Below are 18,465 nucleotides of genomic sequence, written 5' to 3'. Positions count from 1 at the left end.
CTTCCCTTATCGCGCGGACGAGGTGTAGGGCAGCAGCGCCATCTCACGGCTGTTCTTCACGGCCGTGGCGACGTCACGCTGGTGCTGAGTGCAGTTGCCGGTCACGCGGCGGGCACGGATCTTGCCGCGGTCGGAAATGAACTTCCGCAGCATGTTCGTGTCCTTGTAGTCCACGTAAGCGGTCTTGTCCTTGCAGAAAGCGCAGACCTTCTTCTTGGGCTTGCGCGGAGGCGGCTTAGCCATTGTCTCTCTCCAGTGTGATCAAGAAGTTTTTTGCTGTCGCCCTCGGACCGTCCGCGAAGGACGGCCCGGGCCCCGAGGGGCCTGGCTCCAGACCCCGGAGGGCCTAGAAGGGCGGTTCGTCGGAGTAGCCGCCGCCGGAGTTGCCGGAGCCGCCGCCCCAGCCACCTCCGCCGCCGCCCTGCTGGCCGCCGGACGGAGCGCCGGTCGCCCAGGGATCGTCGGCGGGAGCCCCGCCGCCCTGCGGAGCGCTGGGACCGGAGCCCCAGCCGCCGCCACCCTGGCCGCCGCCGTTGCCGCCGCCATAGCCACCCTGGCCACCACGACCCGTGGTCTTGGTGACCTTCGCCGTCGCGTTCTTCAGGCTGGCGCCGACCTCTTCGACGTCGAGCTCGTAGACCGTGCGCTTGACGCCCTCGCGGTCCTCGTAGGACCGCTGCTTCAGCCGGCCCTGCACGATGACGCGCATGCCTCGCTGAAGCGACTCGGCGACGTTCTCCGCCGCCTGCCGCCACACCGAGCACGTCAGGAAGAGGCTCTCGCCGTCCTTCCATTCGTTGGTCTGGCGGTCGAAGGTGCGGGGAGTGGACGCGACGCGGAACTTCGCGACCGCCGCACCGGACGGGGTGAAGCGCAGCTCGGGGTCGTCGACGAGATTGCCGACGACCGTGATGACGGTCTCGCCTGCCATGGGTGAACCTCTCGGCGGGTGTGCTGCTGGCTGCTTGCTACTCGTTGCGATACAGCCCGATTACCTCTGAACCGAAGGGGTTCAGTGGGTCTCGGGACGGAGGACCTTGGTCCGGAGGACCGACTCGTTCAGGTTCATCTGGCGGTCGAGCTCCTTGACGACCGCAGGCTCGGCCTGCAGGTCGATGACCGAGTAGATGCCCTCGGGCTTCTTCTTGATCTCGTAAGCGAGACGACGACGGCCCCAGGTGTCGACCTTCTCGACCTTTCCGTTGCCCTCACGGACGACGGAGAGGAAGTTCTCGATCAGGGGAGAGACAGCGCGCTCCTCCAGATCGGGGTCGAGGATGACCATCACCTCGTAGTGACGCATGTGGAACCCACCTCCTTTGGACTCAGCGGCCACGGTCGATCCGTGGCAGGAGGGTCGTGATGCGTGAACAACGGTATCGGCTGACACTGACACCGAGGCCGATGCCAACCGCACGGACGATCAGCGGGAAGTCCCTGGGTCGCCCCGGGACGGAAGCCGGGTCCGGGCAGATACCGATGCAGACCGTCCAGAGTACCCGCACCACGGCGTCCGGTTGAAATCCGGCCGCCCGCCCCTTCACTCTGGACGCACCGGGTGTGACCGGCGCTACACCGCGCCGCCTGCCTTCAGGAGGTAGACCCATGACACAGGCAGTCCGCCGGACTCCCACATCGAGGAACCCCCGCTCGTTCATCAACACGGTGCTCAACAGCGACGGAAAGCCGCATCCACGCGAGAACACCCTGGTCGCGGCGACGGTCGTGCTGGGCCTGCTGGCCATCGTCTCCTCCGCCTGGTCCAACCTCCACCTGCTCAGCTCCTGGAGCGGCCTGGTGGGGATCCTCACCGGGGCGTGGGGCCAGTTCATCTCCGCCACCACGGGCGAGCGCTTCCTGCTGATCATCGGCCTGGGCGCGTCCGCCATCGGCTTCTTCCTGGGCATGGCCCACGGCGGCCTCTTCGGAGGTGTGATCGGATAACGGACCGTACGCCCAAACGGGGCGCTCCCCGGTCGCAGTAGGCTTCGGCGCGAGAGCCGGAGCCCCGACCCTGGGGACACACCTGCCGAGGAGCGCCCCGCATGAGCCTGACCCTGAGGACCATCAGCCGACAGCAGCATCTGGCATACATCCAGAGCCTGCGCGCTGCCAGTCACATGCAGGTGCCGGCCTGGGCGGACGTCAAGGCCGAGTGGCGCTCGGAAAGCCTGGGCTGGTTCGACAAGACCGGCCAGATGGTCGGCGCGGGCCTGGTGCTCTACCGCCAGCTCCCGAAGATCAAGCGCTACCTGGCCTACCTGCCCGAGGGCCCGGTGATCAACTGGTACGCCCCGAACCTCGAGGAGTGGCTCCAGCCGATGCTGGCCCACCTCAAGAAGCAGGGCGCGTTCTCGGTGAAGATGGGCCCGCCCGTCGTCATCCGCCGCTGGGACGCCAACGCGATCAAGGCCGGCATCGCCGACCCGGACGCCAAGCGCCTGCGCGACGTCGAGCCCACCTTCATCGAGCCGCGCGCCTTCGAGGTCTCCGACAAGCTGCGCCGCATGGGCTGGCAGCAGGGCGAGGAGGAGGGCGCCGGCTTCGGCGACGTCCAGCCGCGCTACGTCTTCCAGGTGCCGCTGGAGAACCGGTCGCTGGAGGACGTCCACAAGGGCTTCAACCAGCTGTGGCGCCGCAACATCAAGAAGGCCGAGAAGGCCGGCGTCGAGGTCGTCCAGGGCGGCTACGAGGACCTGGCCACCTGGCAGCACCTCTACGAGATCACCGCGGAGCGCGACAAGTTCCGCCCCCGCCCGCTGAGTTACTTCCAGCGCATGTGGACCGCCCTCAACACCGAGGACCCCAACCGCATGCGGCTCTACTTCGCCATCCACGAGGGCGAGGCCGTGGCCGCGGCGACGATGCTGATCGTCGGCGGGCACGTCTGGTACTCCTACGGCGCCTCCGCCAACCACAAGCGCGAGGTCCGGCCGTCCAACGCCATGCAGTGGCGGATGCTGCGCGACGCCTACGCGCTCGGCGCCAGCGTCTACGACCTCCGTGGCATCGGCGACTCGCTGGACGAGAGCGACCACCTCTTCGGCCTCATCCAGTTCAAGGTCGGCACGGGCGGACAGGCGGCCGAGTACCTCGGCGAGTGGGACTTCCCGCTCAACAAGCTGCTGCACAAGGCCCTCGACATCTACATGTCGCGCCGCTGATCCGACAGCTCCATCCACACTCAGGGAAAGGTTCCGGGACCGGCCATGGCGCTCACGCTCTACGTCGACACCCAGCGCTGGCGGACACACCAGCAGTCCGTCCTCCAGCAGTTCCCGGGCATCGTCCCGGTCTGCAAGGGCAACGGCTACGGCTTCGGCCACGAACGCCTCGCCGAGGAGGCCATCCGCTTCGGCACGGACATCCTCGCCGTCGGCACCACCTACGAAGCGGCCCGCGCCAAGGACCTGTTCGGCGGTGACCTGCTGGTGCTCACCCCGTTCCGGCTCGGCGAGGAGCCGGTGCCGCTGCCCGACCGGGCCATCCGCTCGGTCTCCTCGGTCGAGGGGGTGCGCGGCCTGGTCGGCGCGCGCGTCGTCATCGAGGTCATGAGCAGCATGAAGCGGCACGGCATCAGCGAGGACGACCTGCCCAAGCTGCACGCCGCCATCGAGGACGTGCGCTTGGAGGGCTTCGCGATACACCTGCCCCTGGACCGCGCCGACGGCACCACCGGCGTGGACGAGGTCTCGGCGTGGATGGAGCGGCTGCGCGCCGCCCACCTGCCGCTGCACACCATGTTCGTCAGCCACCTGAAGTCCGACGAACTGGCCCGCCTCCAGCAGATGTACCCGCAGACCCGCTTCCGGGCCCGGATCGGCACCCGGCTCTGGCTGGGCGACCACGACGCCACCCAGTACCGCGGCGCGGTCCTGGACGTCACGCCCGTCTCCAAGGGCGACCGCTTCGGCTACCGCCAGCAGAAGACGGCCGGCGACGGCTACCTGGTCGTCGTGGCCGGCGGCACCTCGCACGGCGTGGGCCTGGAGGCTCCCAAGGCGCTGCACGGCATGATGCCGCGCGCCAAGGGCGTCGCCCGCGCGGGCCTGGCCACCATGAACCGCAACCTGTCGCCCTTCGTCTGGGCGGGCAAGCAGCGCTGGTTCGCCGAGCCCCCGCACATGCAGGTGTCGATCCTCTTCGTGCCCAACGACGCCCCCGCGCCGCAGGTCGGCGACGAACTGGTGGCCCACCTGCGGCACACCACCACCCAGTTCGACCGGATACTCGATCACTGAGCCCCCCCGGTTGATCTCCCCGTGTGACCGGCCCCGCAGCGGCGGCTAGACCGTGCCGCCGCTCCCGGAGCCCCATTGGACCCGCAAGGTCTCCGGACGCTCGTCCTGCCACTCCCGCGGCCGCGCCCGGCCGAGGACGCGTATGTCCGGCGCCCGGTCGAACGGCCCGCCGGACGGGTCGTCCGAGCCGTCCCGCCGGATCACGTCCCGGTCGGGCCTGAGAACGTCGCGCACGACCAGCGCGCACAGGTACAGCGTCCCCAGCAGGTGCAGCACCAGCGCGAGTTGATAGCCGTCCTGCGGCAGCCCCTGGTGCTTGTCGCCGTCGCCCGTGTACGCCAGGTGCGACCAGATGCCGAGGAAGTAGAGCACCTCGCACGTCTGCCAGATCAGGAAGTCCCGCCACCGCGGCCGGGCCAGAACCGCCAGCGGGATCAGCCACAGCACGTACTGCGGCGAGTAGACCTTGTTGGTGACGACGAACAGCGCGATCTCCAGGAAGACCAGCTGGGCGAGGCGCGGGCGGCGCGGCGCGTAGAGGCACAGCGCGCCGATCGCCAGGGAGCCGAGGACCATCAGCACCACGGCGTAGGTGTTGACGTCGTCCATCGGGTCCCCCGTGCGCTGGGAGACGAGCAGCCAGAGCGAGCCGTAGTCGACCGGCCGGTCATGGCTGAAGGTGTAGAACTTCGCCCAGCCGGCCCGGATCGGCGCCGTCGGCCCGTCGACGACCAGCATCAGCGGCACGTTCACCACCAGCCAGGCGACGACCGCCGACGACAGCGCGGTCCGGAACTCCCGCCATCGGCCCGCCCGCCAGCACAGCAGGAACAGCGGCCACAGCAGCAGCACCGGATACAGCTTGGCCGCCGCCGCCAGCCCGATGAACACCCCCGCCGTACCGGTACGCCCCCGCGACCAGGCGAGCAGCGCCACCGAGGTCAGGGCGACCGCGAACAGATCCCAGTTGATGGTGGCCGTCAGCGCGAAGGCCGGCGCGAGGGCCACCAGCAGCCCGTCCCAGGGCCGCCGCCGATGCGTCCGGGACACGCAGAAGGCGATCACCACGGCGCAGACCAGCAGCATCCCCGAGTTCACGAACCAGTAGAGCTGGGCCCGGTGCTGAGCACCGCCACCGGGCGTCAGCAGCGCGGCGACCTCCATGAAGGCCCCGGTCAGGACCGGGTACTCCAGGTAGTCCATGTCGCCCATGGAGCGCGGGATCTCGTCCAGGTAGGGGATCAGCCCCTGGTCGAAGCCGCGGCCCGTGAACAGGTGCGGTATGTCGGAGTAACAGGCGTGGGTGTACTGGGTGGTGGCGCCGAAGAACCAGCCGTGGTCGTAGCAGGGGACCTTCTGCACCATGCCGAGCGCGAACATGCCGATCATCACCAGCACGACCACCCGTACCGGCGTCCGCCACCCGCCGGGCAGCGCACGCCGCCCGGCCGGCCCGCCGATCAGCTCGCTGCCGGCCGCGGCGACCTCGTCCTCCTGGGTGGGCCGCACCATCCGGTCGTCCCGCACGCTCCTCATGCGCCCATCCTGCCGTACGTCCCCCGGGCCCGCTGGAGGCTGTGGACAACCCGGGGACAAGCCCGCGCCTGTGGAAAACCTCGGGACCGTTCCGAGTGAACGGAACGGCCCCGAAGCCTCAGCGCGCGCTCAGCGGCGGTGGACGCTCAGCCGAACGGCCCGCCGAAGAGGCCGCCGCCCTGCCGCCGGCTCTGTCCCGGCGGCATCTGGTCGTCGCCGCCACCCGGGTCGCCCTCCTGGCCGCCCGGACCACCGGGCTCGCCGCCCGTGGCCCCGGCCGGGCCGCCGCCGGGCCCGCCGTCGTCCTTGTGCCCGTGGTCGCCGAGCCGGCACCGCGGGTCGAGGATCCCGCAGGTCCGGGTGGGCCGAGGCGTCGGGGACGGCGGGGCGGACGGGGACGCGGGCGCCGACTCCGAGGGCGACGCGGACGGCGACGCCGACGGCGCGGGGGCCGGGGATGGGCTGGCCCCGTCGCCGAAGATCTTCTCGCCGATGGGCTGCGGCGGGTCGAACTGCCGGATGGGAACGCCCTTGAGCGCCTTGCCCATGTAGTCGGCCCAGATCTCCGCCGGGAACGACGCACCGTGGATGGTGGGCTTGCCACCCACCCCGCGCATCGACAGGAACTGCTGGTTCTTGGCGTTCGGGTCGACGCGGTACATCCCGATGGCCGTGGAGAGCTGCGGGGTGTAGCCCGCGAACCACGCCGAGCGGTTCCCGTCCGTCGTGCCCGTCTTGCCCGCCACCGGCCGCGCGCCCAGCTTGGCCGCCGTACCGGTGCCCGCCTCCACGACCGTCTTCAGCACGTCGGTGACGTTGTTCGCGACGTTGGCACTGAACGCCTGGGCGCTCTTCTTCTCGTGCTGGTAGGCCGGCTTGCCGTTCTTCTCCACCTTCTCGACGGAGTACGGGTCGATCTGCCGGCCGCTGTCCGCGAAGGTCGCGTAGGCGCCCGCCAGCCGGATCGCGCTCGGCGCGGAGGTGCCCAGCGAGAAGGTCGGGGTGATCGAGGCCAGCTGCTCCTTGTCCAGCCCCGCGGCCAGCGCCGCCTCCCGGACCAGGTCCGTGCCCACGTCCATGCCCAGCTGGATGTAGGGCGTGTTCACGGAGAACTGCATGGCCGTCCGGAGGCTGATCAGGCCCTTGTCCTCGTCACCGTCGTTCTTCTGGTGCCACTCCTGGCCGTCCTGGTCGTGCCAGACGGTCCCGTTGTACATCCGCAGGGCCAGCTTGTTGTCACCGTTGTAGATGCTCTCCGGGGAGACGAGCGTGCGCTGGCTGTCGCTCTGCTGCGCCCCGAGGGCGGGGTTCCGCTTCCCGTGCGTCATGGCCGCCGCCAGCACGAACGGCTTGAACGTCGATCCCACCTGGACACCGGTGTAGTCCGCGTTGTTGGTGAAGTGGGTCAGGGCGTTCTCGCCGCCGTAGATGGCCACGATCTTCCCGGTGCCCGGCTCGACCGACGCCCCGCCGAACTGGACGTACTTGTCGACGTCCCGCACATCGGGCTTGAGGTTCGCCTTGCGCACGTCCTCGACCGACTTTGCCAGGGCGTTGACCTTTTTCCGGTCGAAGGTCGTGTAGATCTGATAACCGCCCTTGTCCAGCTCGCCCTTGCTGATCGTGGAGTGGTTGGTGATGTAGTTGTCGGCGAGGTCGGTGAGGTAGCCGATCTGCCCCGCGCGGTTGGTCGCCGGCTTCGGCTTCTGCGGCTGCGGGAAGCCCTGGCCGACCCACTTGTCCCGCTCGGCGGCCTGCATATGGCCGACCTGGACCTCACGGTCCAGCGTCCACTTCCAGCGGTCCGTGGCCCGCTTGGTGTTCTTCTCCGGCGTCGCCGCCGGCCCCTGGCCGCCGTACGGGTCGTACAGGTTTGGCCCGTTCAGCGTCGCCGCCAGGTAGGCGCTCTCGCTCGGCGTCAGGTCCGCGCAGTCCTTGTCGTAGTACGCGCGCGCCGCCGCCTGGATCCCGTAGGCCCCCCGGCCGTAGTAGGCGGTGTTGAGATAGCCGGCGAGGATGTCGTGCTTGTCCTGGGTGGCCCCGACCTTGACCGAGATCAGCAGCTCGGTGGCCTTGCGCTTGAGCGTCTGCTCCTGGCTCAGGTACGTGTTCTTCACGAACTGCTGGGTGATCGTCGAACCGCTCTGCGTCTCACCGCCCTGCGCCATCTTCACGACCGCGCGGGCGATGCCCATCGGGTCCACGCCCCAGTCCTTGTAGAAGCTGGCGTTCTCGGCGGAGATCACCGCGTTCTGCATCGACATCGGGATCTGCGAGATCGGCACGATCTGCCGGTTGATGCTGCCGCCGCCGGCCACGACCATCTGCTTGCCGTCGGACCAGTAATAGACGTTCTTCTGCACCTTCGAGGCCAGCTGGGCGCTGGGGACCTGCACCACGGCCAGGGCCACGCCCACGGTGCCCACGATCAGCCCGATGAACGACGCGATCGAACCGGTGACCAGGCGCCAGGACGGGATCCAGCGCCGCCAGCCGTCGCGGCCGGCCCGCGGATAGTCGATGAACCGCTTCTTCCCCGGCCTGCCACCGTCCCGCCGGGACCGGCCCGGCCCCGCACCGCCGGGCGGACGTCTGCGCCCTCCCGGCGCGGCGCCGCGCCGGTCCGCCCGCCGGGCTTCGGCGCGGCCCCCCGACCGGGGCTCCTCCGCCCGGTCGCGGCCGGGCAGGGCGGGGCCGCCGCGTGGTGCGGCGCGGCGGCCGGGCGTCGGCTGCTGCGCCGCCCGCCGGGCCGCGGCTCGTCCGCCGCCCTGCGGCTGGGGCGGCTTACGGCGATGCTCGCTCATCGAACGACTACTTCCTCGGGCAGGCGCTATCGCCTGGAAGCGGCAGGTGGCTTGCGTTCCCCCCGGTGCGATCCGGCCCCCTGAACGGCCGGGCGCACTGCATCCGGGACGAGGACGTCATGTCGCGTCACCCGGTTCCCAGTGGTCTGCATGGCGCACAGAGTACGCACGGTCAAATCGCGACTACTGGGGATGTTCACTCCAATTCAGGCCGCTCGTGTCCCACGAACCGGTGATGTGACCTCGTTCACCGTTCCTCCTCTTGTCGACTCAGGAGGCTCGTTCTATCGTCTGGATGTATCGAGTCGATACATCAGCTCGGCATAAGTGACCAGTAAAGACGCGGGAGCAAAGGACTAGGCTGTGGGGGACAAGGAGGCGAAACATGAGCAGACGCTCCGGCATCCTCGAGTTCGCCGTCCTCGGCCTGCTCCGCGAGTCCCCCATGCACGGCTACGAGCTGCGGAAACGGCTGAACACCTCGCTCGGGGTGTTCAGGGCGTTCAGCTACGGCACCCTCTACCCCTGCCTGAAGTCCCTGGTGGCGAACGGCTGGCTGGTGGAGGAGCAGGGGAGTGCTCCCGACGACGCCAAGGCGGCGTCCCTGGCCGGACGGCGGGCGAAGATCGTCTACCGGCTGACGGCAGAGGGAAAAGAGCACTTCGAGGAGTTGCTCGCGCACACCGGTCCGGACGCGTGGGAGGACGAGCACTTCGCCGCCCGCTTCGCGTTCTTCGGACAGACCTCGCGGGACGTACGGATGCGGGTACTGGAAGGCCGCCGCAGCCGGCTCGAGGAGCGGCTGGAGAAGATGCGTGCCTCTCTCGCCCGTTCCCGCGAACGCGAGCGGCTGGACAGCTACACCCTCGAACTCCAGCGGCACGGCATGGAGTCGGTGGAGCGCGAAGTCCGCTGGCTGAACGAGCTGATCGAGAGCGAGCGGGCCGGGCGTGACAGACGCACCGGTCCGGACCAGTGAGCCCTGCACACAGCAGGGCTTCGTCGAGAACGAACAGGGAGCAACCGGAATGGGTTCGGTTCGCGTAGCCATCGTCGGCGTGGGCAACTGCGCCGCCTCGCTGGTGCAGGGCGTCGAGTACTACAAGGACGCCGACCCGAACGGCCGCGTGCCGGGTCTGATGCACGTGCAGTTCGGCGACTACCACGTGCGCGACGTCGAGTTCGTGGCCGCGTTCGACGTGGACGCCAAGAAGGTCGGTCTCGACCTCGCGGACGCCATCGGTGCCAGCGAGAACAACACGATCAAGATCTGCGACGTCCCCGCGACCGGCGTGACGGTCCAGCGCGGCCACACCCTGGACGGTCTCGGCAAGTACTACCGCCAGACCATCGAGGAGTCCCCCGAGGCCCCCGTCGACGTGGTCCAGGTCCTCAAGGACCGCCAGGTCGACGTGCTCGTCTGCTACCTGCCGGTGGGCTCCGAGGACGCCGCGAAGTTCTACGCGCAGTGCGCCATCGACGCCAAGGTCGCCTTCGTCAACGCCCTCCCGGTTTTCATCGCCGGCACCAAGGAGTGGGCGGACAAGTTCACCGAGGCCGGTGTCCCGATCGTCGGCGACGACATCAAGTCCCAGGTCGGCGCCACCATCACGCACCGCGTGATGGCCAAGCTCTTCGAGGACCGGGGCGTCATCCTGGACCGCACGATGCAGCTGAACGTCGGCGGCAACATGGACTTCAAGAACATGCTCGAGCGCGAGCGCCTGGAGTCCAAGAAGATCTCCAAGACCCAGGCCGTCACCTCCCAGATCCCCGACCGGGACCTCGGCGAGAAGAACGTCCACATCGGCCCGTCCGACTACGTGGCCTGGCTGGACGACCGCAAGTGGGCCTACGTCCGCCTCGAGGGCCGTGCCTTCGGCGACGTCCCGCTGAACCTGGAGTACAAGCTGGAGGTCTGGGACTCCCCGAACTCCGCCGGTGTCATCATCGACGCCCTCCGTGCCGCGAAGATCGCCAAGGACCGCGGCATCGGCGGCCCGATCCTGTCGGCCTCCTCGTACTTCATGAAGTCGCCGCCCGTCCAGTACTTCGACGACAAGGCGCGCGACCAGGTCGAGAAGTTCATCAAGGGTGAAGTCGAGCGCTGACCCCACCCCCGTTCAGGCCCTCGGAGGGAATCCCCCGAGGGCCTGTCCCGTGTGTGAGGCTGTGCGCCATGCCCGTTGTGCGTGATCTCCGCGTCCTGCTCCGACTGCGCGATTTCCGCCGTCTCCTGACCGTACGGCTGCTCTCCCAGGCCGCGGACGGCGTCTACCAAGTCGCGCTCGCCGCCTATGTGGTGTTCTCCCCCGAGAAACAGGCGTCCCCCGCCGCCATCGCCTCGGCGATGGCCGTCCTGCTGCTGCCCTACTCGCTGCTGGGCCCGTTCACCGGCGTCCTGCTGGACCGTTGGCGCCGCCGCCAGGTGCTGCTCCACGGCAACCTGGTCCGCTCCGTCCTGGCCGTCGGCACCGCCGTGCTCATCCTCGCGGCGGTCCCCGACTGGATCTTCTATGCCTCGGCCCTCTCGGTGACGGCCGTCAACCGCTTCGTCCTGTCCGGCCTCTCCGCCTCCCTGCCGCATGTGGTCGACAGCCGGGAGCGGCTGGTGATGGCCAACTCGGTCTCACCCACCGCCGGCACTCTCGCCGCCACCGCCGGCGGCGGAATCGCCTTCGCGGTCCGGCTCGCCGCCCCCAAGGGGAGCGCCTCCGACGCCCTGGTGGTCCTGGTCGGTGCCGTGCTCTACCTCTGCGCCGGCCTCAGCGCCCTGCGCATGCCGCCCGGCCTGCTGGGCCCGGACACCAACGGAACGCCGACCACCCTGCGTACGGCCATCGGGATGACCGTCCACGGCCTGACCGCCGGGCTCCGCCATCTGGCCCACCGCCGGCCCGCCGCACGGGCGCTCGCCGCGATGACCTTGATGCGCTTCTGCTACGGCGCCCTGACCGTCACCCTGCTGATGCTGTGCCGCTACGCCTGGACGGAGACGGACTCCGCCGGACTTGCCCTGCTGGGGCTCGCGGTCGGGGTGTCGGGGGCCGGCTTCTTCGCGGCGGCCCTGATCACCCCTGGGCTGTGGGCAGGTTCGGGCAGCTCGGCTGGATGGTCGTCTGCGCCGCCATCGCCGCCGTGCTCGAACCGGCCCTGGGACTGCCCTTCGAGCCGGTCCCGATGCTGATCGCCGCCTTCGTCCTGGGGCTCATCACCCAGGGCGCCAAGATCTCGACGGACACGGTCGTCCAGGCCTCGGTGGACGACGCCTTCCGCGGCCGGGTGTTCTCCCTCTACGACGTCCTGTTCAACGTCGCCTTCGTGGGGGCCGCCGCCGTGGCGGCCCTGATGCTGCCGCACGACGGCCGGTCCATGCCCCTGGTCGTCACCGTCGCCGTGCTCTACGCGGCGACGGCCGCCGCGCTGGCGGTCCGAGGCCGGGTTTCACGTGAAACATCGCCGACGGAGGGCGGGCCCGAGGCCGCCGACGATGCCCCACGTTTCACGTGAAACATCGCCGACGGAACGGTCAGCCCTGCGCGGCCCACCACTCCTTCAGCGCGGCGACGGCCTCGTCATGCTCCATGGGGCCGTTCTCCAGCCGCAGTTCCAGCATGTGCTGGTACGCCTTGCCGACCTGGGGTCCCGGAGCGATGTCCAGGATCCGCATGATGTCGTTGCCGTCCAGGTCCGGGCGGATGGCGTCCAACTGCTCCTTCTGCTGAAGGTCCGCGATGCGCCGCTCCAGCCCGTCGTACGCCTGGGAGAGCGCCTGCGCCTTGCGCTTGTTGCGCGTCGTGCAGTCGGAGCGGGTGAGCTTGTGCAGCCGGTCCAGCAGGGGCCCGGCGTCCCGGACGTACCGGCGGACGGCCGAGTCCGTCCACTCGCCCGTGCCGTAGCCGTGGAAGCGCAGGTGTAGCTCGACGAGCCGGGAGACGTCCTTCACCAGCTCGTTGGGGTACTTGAGCTTGGTCATCCGGGACTTGGTCATCTTCGCGCCGACCACCTCGTGGTGGTGGAAGGAGACCCTGCCGTCCTTCTCGAAGCGGCGCGTCCTCGGCTTGCCGATGTCGTGCAGCAGGGCCGCCAGCCGCAGCGTCAGGTCGGGACCACCGCCCGGCTCGCCGCGCGGGGCCTCCAGGTCGATGGCCTGGTCGAGGACGGTGAGGCTGTGCTCGTAGACGTCCTTGTGGCGGTGGTGCTCGTCACGCTCCAGCCGCAGGGCCGGCAGCTCCGGCAGGACCAGGGCGGCCAGTCCCGTGTCGACCATCAGCCGGAGACCCTTGCGCGGGTGATCGGAGAGGACGAGCTTGTTGAGCTCGTCCCGGACCCGCTCGACGGAGACGATTTCCAGCCGCCCGGCCATCTCCTCCATCGCGGTGACCACCTCGGGCGCCACCTCGAAGTCGAGCTGGGCGGCGAAGCGAGCGGCCCGCATCATGCGCAGCGGGTCGTCGGAGAAGGACTCCTCCGGGGTGCCGGGAGTCCGCAGGACCCGGGCGGCGAGATCCTCCAGGCCGTTGTGCGGGTCGATGAACTCCTTCTCCGGGAGCGCCACGGCCATGGCGTTCACGGTGAAGTCACGGCGGACCAGGTCCTCCTCGATGGAGTCGCCGTAGGAGACCTCCGGCTTGCGGGAGGTCCGGTCGTACGCCTCCGACCGATAAGTCGTGATTTCAAGATCGAAGCCGGACTTGCGGCAGCCGACGGTGCCGAAGGCGATGCCGACCTCCCAGACCGTGTCCGCCCACGGCCGGACGATCTTCAGCACGTCGTCCGGACGGGCGTCGGTGGTGAAGTCCAGGTCGTTGCCGAGACGGCCGAGCAGCGCGTCCCGTACCGAGCCGCCGACCAGGGCGAGGGTGAACCCGGCGGCGCGGAAGCGCTGGGCGAGGTCGTCGGCCACGGGGGACACCCGCAGGAGCTCGCTCACGGCGCGGCGCTGCACCTGGCTCAGTTCGTTCGTCGGCACGGAGTGGCTGTTGTTGGCGTTCGGCACAACAGGAAAGGGTACGTGGCCGGACGCCTATAGCCGTCCTCTATCGGCGGAGCTGTGTGAGGACCGTCATAAACCGCCACAGCCTGGGCATCGGCCCGCTCCGGTGATCTTGCGCTACGGTCCGCAGCACTTCGGCACAGCGCGCCTCGTTACCATTCGTGGACGCACATCCGACGACCACTGACGACGACGAGGGACGGGCGAGCGCGTGGCCGAGGCGGCAGAGTTCCAGGAGACGTTCCGGGGGACGACGCCTCCTGCCGCTTTCCACCGGATCCGGGCGGTCCTGCCCCTGCTCGCCGTACTGCTGGTGCTCCTGGGCGCCACCGAGCTCTCCACCGCGCCCACGGCCCGCGCCGACGGCACGGGCTCCCGTACGGTCGCGGTCTCCATCGACTCCCTGACCCCCGTCGCCCCCACCCAGAGCGACAAGATCACGGTCTCGGGGACGGTCACCAACAAGGGACGGTCCACGGTCAGCGCCGGACACGTCGGGCTGCGGGTCGGAGGGCTGCTCTCGACGCGCAGCGAGATCGACGACATCGGCGACCGGACCCCCTTCTCCGCGGGCACCGACGGCCCCGAGCTGAGCGGCCACACACAGAAGATCGGAAAGCTCCAGCCGGGCATCTCCCGTGAGTTCACGTTGACCGTCCCCGCGAAGGACCTCAATCTGGACCGGGACGGTGTCTACGCGCTGGGCGTCTCGTTCTCCGGGCAGACCAGCGACCAGCAGTACGACCGGGTGCTCGGCATCCGTCGCACCCTGCTTCCGTGGCAGCCGTCCGGCGCCGACGGCAAGAAGACCAAGGTCACCTTCCTCTGGCCGTTGATCTCCGGCACCCACCTCACGGCCCGCACCGAGTCGGACCAGCAGCAGACGCCGATCTTCCCCAACGACGACCTCGCCGCGGAGCTGGCCCCGGGCGGCCGACTCCAACAGCTGGTGGCCCTGGGCCAGGACCTGCACGTCACCTGGGTGATCGACCCCGATCTGCTGGCCACCGTCGAGGCGATGACCAAGAGCTACCAGGTCGCCGGGCCCGGCGGGAAGGACACCCCCGGCCGGGGCCAGGCGGTCGCCAAGCAGTGGCTCAGCCAGCTGCAGACGGCGGTGAACGGCAAGGAGGTCGTCGCCCTGCCCTTCGGCGACCCGGACATCGCCTCGCTGGCGCACCGCGGCGGCGGCCTCAGCCACCTCCAGTCCGCCACCGAGCTCGCGGCCATGACCGTGGACACCATCCTCCAGACGAAGCCGCGCACGGACTTCGCCTGGCCGGTCGACGGTGCCATCGACCGCTCCGTCGTCGACGTCGGCACCTCGGCCGGCGCCCACAACATCATCACCCGCAGCGACAGCCTCCGGGAGCCCGACGGCTCTCCCTACGCCCCCACGGCGGCCCGCCAGATCGGCGGGGGGAACACGGCCATCGTCGCCGACGCGCGCCTCTCCACGGCCTTCGAAGGCGATATGACCCATGCGGGCGACGCATCGCTCGCGGTGCAGCGGTTCCTCGCACAGAGCCTGATGATCAACAAGCAGGCGCCGGAGAACGAGCGCAGCATCGTCGTCGCCCCACAGCGCATGCCGACCACCAGCCAGGCCCAGGCGATGGCGACGGCGCTGAACGGGCTGTCCGCCGGACGCTGGACCCAGCCACTCGACCGCCTGAGCGACGCGGCCAAGGCCAAACCGGACCCCGCCGCCGGCCGCCGGGTGCCCGGCCCCGGCTCGTACCCGGACGCCCTCCGCGCCCAGGAACTGCCCACCGAGGCGTTCACGGAGATCCAGAAGACCCAGCGGGAGCTGTCCTCCTTCAAGACGATCCTGACCTCCCCGGACCGGGTCGTCATCCCCTTCGGCAGCGCGATCATCCGCGAGATGTCCACTTCCTGGCGCGGTGACCCGGCGGGCGCGTCCGACTTCCGCGCGGCCGTGCAGTCGTACCTCGCCACCCTGCAGGGCCAGGTCAAGCTGGTGGAGAAGTCCGACGCGACCCTTTCCGGCCGCAGTGCGACGATCCCGGTAACCGTGAAGAACGGCCTGCTCCAGGGCATCGACCACCTGTATCTGCAGCTGGAATCCACGCAGCCGAACCGTCTCAAGGTCACGGACAAGCAGCCCGTGAAGATCGACGGCGGTCACAGCCAGTCGGTGAAGTTCGAGACCAGGGCCTACGCCAACGGTCCGGTCACGGTGAAGGCGCAGCTCTACACCGCCGACGGCCAGCAGGTCGGTGAGGCGATGCGCTTCACTGTGCATGTCACGTCCATCACCCCTATGGTTCTGCTGGTCATCGCCGGTGGTGTCCTCCTCCTGGTTCTCGCGGGGCTCCGCATCTACCTGAAGCGCAAGCGGTCGGGCAGCCACGACGGCGCGGGGGACGGCCCGGAGACCGGTGGCGAGGGCCCCTCGGACGGCGGTGACAGCGGTGGCGGCGAGCCCGAGCGGCCGGGGGACCCGGCGGCGGACACCGGTACAGGGAGCGGTGAGCCCTCCCGGCCGGGTGAGAAAGTGGAACGTTGACGTGTCGTGGGGCCGGTCGGCCGCGGACGGATGAGGTGGGCTAGGGATGAACGCGCCGTACGACGGTGACCGCGGCCGGGGCGCGGGAGGTGACCGACGGGACCAGTACCCGCCGGCGCCGCCCGGTGCCCAGGAGCCGCCGCAGCCGGGCCCGTACGCCCCGGACCCATACCTGGGGGACCCTTACCCCGCCGAGCCGTACCCCGGCAAGGCTCCGGCCGACGAGGGCGAGCCGCGGCAGGGCGGTTCCCACCAGGGCGGACAGCCCTTCCAAGGACAGCAGCAGTACGGGCAGCCCCAGGGCGGGTCACAGGCCCCCCGCCGCCCGCCCCCTCGTACCCGCAGCAGCAGGCGTGGCCGCCCGCTCCCCAGGCTCAGACTCCGCCTGCGGCCGGTGACGAGGACGCGACCCAGCTCATCGGCAGCGTGAGCGGTTTCCCCGACCGGACGACGCCCACGCCACCCCAGCGCGACGCCTTCGCCCACCTCTACCGGGACCAGCAGCAGCCCTACGAGCCGCAGCGGCCGCAGGGCCGGCAGGCCCCGCCGCCCGGGCAGCACCCGGTGCCGTCCTCGATGGAACACACCCAGCCGATGGTGCCCGCAGTGGAGCCTCCGGCGGCCGAGCCCCTGGTGGAGCCGGAACCGGCTCCCGCGGCACCGGCGGCGAAGGGCGGCAAGGCAGCGGGCCTGCTGAAGTCGAGCGCCCTGATGGCGGCGGGCACGATGGCGTCCCGGCTGCTGGGTTTTGTGAAGCAGGCGCTGATTGTCGCCGCCTTGGGTGCCGGCGTGCTGGGCGACACCTACACGGTAGCGAACCAGCTCCCGGCAATGATCTTCTTCCTGACCATCGGCGGTGGCCTCAACTCGGTCTTCATCCCGCAGCTCGTGCGCTCCATGAAGGAGGACGCCGACGGTGGAGACGCCTATGCGAACCGGCTGCTGACGCTGGTCGCGGTGATCCTCGGCGGGCTCACGCTGATCACCGTGCTGGGGGCGCAGTACCTCGTCCCCTTGATGTCCAACGACTTCGCCAACAAGCCCGACGCCAACTCGGTGACGGTCACCTTCGTCCGCTACTGCATGCCCACCATCTTCTTCATGGGTGTGCACGTGGTGATGGGGCAAATCCTCAACGCCCGCGGTCGGTTCGGCGCGATGATGTGGACGCCCGTCCTCAACAACGTCGTCGTCATCGCCACGTTCGGGCTGTTCCTCTGGGTGTACGGCACGGCGGGCAGCTCGAATCTCAGCGAGCACACGATCCCGCCGGAAGGCGTTCGGCTCCTGGGCGTCGGTACCCTCCTCGGCTTGGTCGTCCAAGCCCTGGCCATGGTCCCTTACCTCAAGGCGGCGGGCTTCAAAATCCGTCCCCGCTTCGACTGGCGCGGCCACGGCCTCGGCAAGGCCGCGAAGCTGGCCAAGTGGACCGTACTGTTCGTGCTCGCCAACCAGGCGGGCAACCTGGTCGTCACCCAGCTCGCCACTGCTGCCGGTGCCCACAGCGGCCAGAAGGGCACCGGGATCATCGCCTACATCAACGCCCAGCTCATCTGGAACATGCCGCAGGCCATCCTCACCGTCTCGATCATGGCGGCGATGCTGCCGCGGCTGTCGCGCTCGGCCGTCGACGGTGACACCAGCGCCGTCCGGGACGACATCTCGCAGGGCCTGCGCACCTCGGCGGTGGCGATCGTGCCCATCGCCTTCGCCTTTCTGGCCCTCGGCGTTCCCATCTGCACGCTGCTCTTCGGATCCGGCGGCGTCGAAGGAGCCCGCTTCTTCGGCTACGCCCTCATGGGCTTCAGCCTCGGTCTGATCCCCTTCTCGGTGCAGTACGTCGTCCTCCGCGCCTTCTACGCCTACGAGGACACCCGCACCCCCTTCTACAACACGGTCATCGTCGCGGCGGTCAACGCCGCGGGCTCGGCGCTCAGCTACTTCATCCTGCCCGCCCGCTGGGTCGTGGTCGGTATGGGCGTCTCCTACGGTCTGGCCTACGCCGTCGGTGTGGGGGTCGCATGGCGCAGGCTGCGCAACCGGCTCGGCGGCGATCTGGACGGCACCCGCGTGGTGCGTACGTATGCCCGCCTCATCGGCGCGTGCGTCCCGGCGACGCTCATCGGCGGCGCCATCGCCTACGGCATCGGCCAGGTCCTGGGCAGCGGCGTCTTCGGCTCGCTCGCCGCCCTGATCGGCGGTGGCGTGATGCTGCTCGGCGTCTTCTACATCGCCGCCAAACGCATGCGCGTGGAAGAGGTCAACGCCATGGTCGGCATGGTCCGCGGGCGCCTGGGGCGCTGACCGGAGCACAACCATCACCCGTCGTCGCGTGTCGTGCAGGGCGACGGAGTGTGG

Annotated in this window: 14 protein-coding genes and 1 pseudogene; 8 read left to right on the top strand and 7 right to left on the bottom strand. The window is 69.7% G+C overall.

Going from position 1 to position 18,465, the window contains the following annotated elements:
- Positions 1–6: 6 nt before the first annotated feature.
- From rpsR to rpsF, 3 genes are all read right to left on the bottom strand, one after another.
- Positions 7–243: a 30S ribosomal protein S18 gene (rpsR, locus tag ACQEVS_RS17310; RefSeq protein WP_004950692.1), complete on the bottom strand. Its 237-nt coding sequence runs from the start codon at positions 241–243 to the stop codon at positions 7–9.
- Positions 244–346: 103 nt separating this feature from the next.
- Positions 347–931 (bottom strand): single-stranded DNA-binding protein, encoded by a 585-nt coding sequence (locus ACQEVS_RS17305; RefSeq protein WP_433021387.1) that lies wholly within the window; start codon positions 929–931, stop codon positions 347–349.
- A gap of 81 nt (positions 932–1,012) precedes the next feature.
- Positions 1,013–1,303, bottom strand: coding sequence for a 30S ribosomal protein S6 (gene rpsF / locus ACQEVS_RS17300; RefSeq protein ID WP_004950685.1), 291 nt, complete (start codon positions 1,301–1,303; stop codon positions 1,013–1,015).
- A gap of 302 nt (positions 1,304–1,605) precedes the next feature.
- On the opposite strand from rpsF, the gene ACQEVS_RS17295 reads away from it, so the two are divergent.
- The 3 genes from ACQEVS_RS17295 to ACQEVS_RS17285 all read left to right on the top strand — a co-directional run bounded on the left by ACQEVS_RS17295 (position 1,606) and on the right by ACQEVS_RS17285 (position 4,241).
- Positions 1,606–1,944, top strand: coding sequence for a hypothetical protein (locus ACQEVS_RS17295; protein WP_051072700.1), 339 nt, complete (start codon positions 1,606–1,608; stop codon positions 1,942–1,944).
- Positions 1,945–2,045: 101 nt separating this feature from the next.
- Positions 2,046–3,164 carry a lipid II:glycine glycyltransferase FemX gene (locus tag ACQEVS_RS17290; protein WP_433021385.1) on the top strand — a complete coding sequence of 373 codons (1,119 nt, stop codon included), beginning with the start codon at positions 2,046–2,048 and terminating at the stop codon, positions 3,162–3,164.
- A gap of 45 nt (positions 3,165–3,209) precedes the next feature.
- Entirely contained in the window at positions 3,210–4,241 is a 1,032-nt protein-coding gene (locus ACQEVS_RS17285) for an alanine racemase (protein WP_433021383.1), read from the top strand.
- A 45-nt stretch (positions 4,242–4,286) separates the two neighbouring features.
- Here the strand turns inward: ACQEVS_RS17285 and ACQEVS_RS17280 are convergent, their stop codons facing one another.
- Together ACQEVS_RS17280 and ACQEVS_RS17275 are read right to left on the bottom strand one after the other, a co-directional pair.
- Complete coding sequence (locus ACQEVS_RS17280) at positions 4,287–5,777, bottom strand: glycosyltransferase family 87 protein (protein WP_433021381.1); 1,491 nt, start codon at positions 5,775–5,777, stop codon at positions 4,287–4,289.
- Between the two features lie 146 nt (positions 5,778–5,923).
- On the bottom strand, positions 5,924–8,581 hold the full coding sequence (locus ACQEVS_RS17275) for a transglycosylase domain-containing protein (RefSeq protein WP_433021379.1): 2,658 nt from the start codon (positions 8,579–8,581) through the stop codon (positions 5,924–5,926).
- 385 nt (positions 8,582–8,966) lie between these two features.
- Between ACQEVS_RS17275 and ACQEVS_RS17270 the strand changes: the two genes are divergently transcribed.
- From ACQEVS_RS17270 to ACQEVS_RS17260, 3 genes and pseudogenes are all read left to right on the top strand, one after another.
- Positions 8,967–9,560 carry a PadR family transcriptional regulator gene (locus ACQEVS_RS17270; protein ID WP_004950660.1) on the top strand — a complete coding sequence of 198 codons (594 nt, stop codon included), beginning with the start codon at positions 8,967–8,969 and terminating at the stop codon, positions 9,558–9,560.
- A gap of 49 nt (positions 9,561–9,609) precedes the next feature.
- Positions 9,610–10,692, top strand: coding sequence for an inositol-3-phosphate synthase (locus ACQEVS_RS17265; RefSeq protein WP_398267749.1), 1,083 nt, complete (start codon positions 9,610–9,612; stop codon positions 10,690–10,692).
- 68 nt (positions 10,693–10,760) lie between these two features.
- A pseudogene (locus ACQEVS_RS17260) lies at positions 10,761–12,091 on the top strand (MFS transporter).
- 19 nt (positions 12,092–12,110) lie between these two features.
- Here the strand turns inward: ACQEVS_RS17260 and ACQEVS_RS17255 are convergent.
- Positions 12,111–13,580, bottom strand: a complete 1,470-nt coding sequence (locus ACQEVS_RS17255) for a CCA tRNA nucleotidyltransferase (RefSeq protein WP_433021376.1) — start codon at positions 13,578–13,580, stop codon at positions 12,111–12,113.
- Between the two features lie 208 nt (positions 13,581–13,788).
- Here ACQEVS_RS17255 and ACQEVS_RS17250 point away from each other — a divergent pair, with 208 nt between their 5' ends.
- A complete protein-coding gene (locus tag ACQEVS_RS17250) occupies positions 13,789–16,107 on the top strand; it encodes a DUF6049 family protein (RefSeq protein ID WP_433021374.1) in 2,319 nt (772 codons plus the stop codon).
- Between the two features lie 40 nt (positions 16,108–16,147).
- On the opposite strand, the gene ACQEVS_RS17245 is transcribed toward ACQEVS_RS17250, so the two are convergent.
- On the bottom strand, positions 16,148–16,381 hold the full coding sequence (locus ACQEVS_RS17245; protein WP_433021372.1) for a hypothetical protein: 234 nt from the start codon (positions 16,379–16,381) through the stop codon (positions 16,148–16,150).
- 152 nt (positions 16,382–16,533) lie between these two features.
- Here ACQEVS_RS17245 and murJ point away from each other — a divergent pair, with 152 nt between their 5' ends.
- Positions 16,534–18,411: a murein biosynthesis integral membrane protein MurJ gene (gene murJ / locus ACQEVS_RS17240; RefSeq protein WP_433021370.1), complete on the top strand. Its 1,878-nt coding sequence runs from the start codon at positions 16,534–16,536 to the stop codon at positions 18,409–18,411.
- The last annotated feature ends 54 nt before the right edge of the window (positions 18,412–18,465 follow it).

The organism is Streptomyces sp. CA-181903, assembly GCF_050937075.1.
GTDB lineage: Bacteria > Actinomycetota > Actinomycetes > Streptomycetales > Streptomycetaceae > Streptomyces.
This window is presented reverse-complemented; position numbering and strand designations above follow the sequence as displayed.